Source organism: Streptomyces sp. NPDC005955 (genome assembly GCF_042871255.1).
In the GTDB taxonomy this organism is placed as follows: domain Bacteria; phylum Actinomycetota; class Actinomycetes; order Streptomycetales; family Streptomycetaceae; genus Streptomyces.
In genome coordinates, this window is the sequence record NZ_JBIAIF010000038.1 from 1 (window position 1) to 2,507 (window position 2,507).

The 2,507-nt window shown below is 56.8% G+C and carries 1 rRNA gene; it reads left to right on the plus strand.

Annotation, left to right across the window (positions count from 1 at the left end):
• A 23S ribosomal RNA gene (locus ACFYOU_RS33290) occupies positions 1–2,485 on the plus strand; the annotation flags it as partial.
• Positions 2,486–2,507: the final 22 nt, after the last annotated feature.

Genomic DNA, 2,507 nt, shown 5'->3' on the forward strand with positions numbered 1-2,507 from the left:
GCTTGCTTGTATGTCGTGACTGCGTGCCTTTTGAAGAATGAGCCTGCGAGTTTGCGGTGTGTTGCGAGGTTAACCCGTGTGGGGAAGCCGTAGCGAAAGCGAGTCCGAATAGGGCGTTTGAGTAGCATGCCCAAGACCCGAAGCGGAGTGATCTAGCCATGGGCAGGTTGAAGCGGCTGTAAGAGGTCGTGGAGGACCGAACCCACCAGGGTTGAAAACCTGGGGGATGACCTGTGGTTAGGGGTGAAAGGCCAATCAAACTCCGTGATAGCTGGTTCTCCCCGAAATGCATTTAGGTGCAGCGTCGTGTGTTTCTTGCCGGAGGTAGAGCACTGGATAGGCGATGGGCCCTACCGGGTTACTGACCTTAGCCAAACTCCGAATGCCGGTAAGTGAGAGCGCGGCAGTGAGACTGTGGGGGATAAGCTCCATGGTCGAGAGGGAAACAGCCCAGAGCATCGACTAAGGCCCCTAAGCGTACGCTAAGTGGGAAAGGATGTGGAGTCGCACAGACAACCAGGAGGTTGGCTTAGAAGCAGCCACCCTTGAAAGAGTGCGTAATAGCTCACTGGTCTAGTGATTCCGCGCCGACAATGTAGCGGGGCTCAAGCGTACCGCCGAAGTCGTGTCATTGCAGCATTGAGGGCCAACGCCTGCTGTGATGGGTAGGGGAGCGTCGTGTGCCGGGTGAAGCTGCGCCGGAAGGCAGTGGTGGACGGTTCACGAGTGAGAATGCAGGCATGAGTAGCGATACACACGTGGGAAACGTGTGCGCCGATTGACTAAGGGTTCCTGGGTCAAGCTGATCTGCCCAGGGTAAGTCGGGACCTAAGGCGAGGCCGACAGGCGTAGTCGATGGATAACCGGTTGATATTCCGGTACCCGCTGTAGAGCGTCAAACATTGAATCAGGCGATGCTAAGCCCGTGAAGCCGTTCCGGACCCTTCGGGGAATGGAAAGTGGTGGAGCCGGTGACCCGGACTTGTAGTAGGTGAGTGATGGGGTGACGCAGGAAGGTAGTCCATCCCGGGCGGTGGTTGTCCCGGGGTAAGGGTGTAGGCCGAGTGGTAGGTAAATCCGCCGCTCGTTAAGGCTGAGACCTGATGCCGAGCCGATTATGGTGAAGTGGATGATCCTATGCTGTCGAGAAAAGCCTCTAGCGAGTTTTATGGCGGCCCGTACCCTAAACCGACTCAGGTGGTCAGGTAGAGAATACCGAGGCGTTCGGGTGAACTATGGTTAAGGAACTCGGCAAAATGCCCCCGTAACTTCGGGAGAAGGGGGGCCATTTCTGGTGATGAGCTTCGCGCTCTGAGCTGGGGGTGGCCGCAGAGACCAGCGAGAAGCGACTGTTTACTAAAAACACAGGTCCGTGCGAAGCCGTAAGGCGATGTATACGGACTGACGCCTGCCCGGTGCTGGAACGTTAAGGGGACCGGTTAGCTGCATTTCGGTGTGGCGAAGCTGAGAACTTAAGCGCCAGTAAACGGCGGTGGTAACTATAACCATCCTAAGGTAGCGAAATTCCTTGTCGGGTAAGTTCCGACCTGCACGAATGGCGTAACGACTTCTCGACTGTCTCAACCATAGGCCCGGTGAAATTGCACTACGAGTAAAGATGCTCGTTTCGCGCAGCAGGACGGAAAGACCCCGGGACCTTTACTACAGTTTGATATTGGTGTTCGGTTCGGCTTGTGTAGGATAGGTGGGAGACTTTGAAGCGGCCACGCCAGTGGTTGTGGAGTCGCTGTTGAAATACCACTCTGGTCGTGCTGGATGTCTAACCTGGGTCCGTGATCCGGATCAGGGACAGTGTCTGATGGGTAGTTTAACTGGGGCGGTTGCCTCCTAAAGAGTAACGGAGGCGCCCAAAGGTTCCCTCAGCCTGGTTGGTAATCAGGTGTTGAGTGTAAGTGCACAAGGGAGCTTGACTGTGAGACCGACGGGTCGAGCAGGGACGAAAGTCGGGACTAGTGATCCGGCGGTGGCTTGTGGAAGCGCCGTCGCTCAACGGATAAAAGGTACCCCGGGGATAACAGGCTGATCTTCCCCAAGAGTCCATATCGACGGGATGGTTTGGCACCTCGATGTCGGCTCGTCGCATCCTGGGGCTGGAGTCGGTCCCAAGGGTTGGGCTGTTCGCCCATTAAAGCGGTACGCGAGCTGGGTTTAGAACGTCGTGAGACAGTTCGGTCCCTATCCGCTGCGCGCGCAGGAGTCTTGAGAAGGGCTGTCCCTAGTACGAGAGGACCGGGACGGACGAACCTCTGGTGTGCCAGTTGTCCTGCCAAGGGCATGGCTGGTTGGCTACGTTCGGGAGGGATAACCGCTGAAAGCATCTAAGCGGGAAGCCTGCTTCGAGATGAGGACTCCCACCCACTTGATGGGGTAAGGCTCCCAGTAGACGACTGGGTTGATAGGCCAGATATGGAAGCCGGGTGACCGGTGGAGTTGACTGGTACTAATAGGCCGAGGGCTTGTCCTCAGTTGCTCGCGTCCACTGTGTT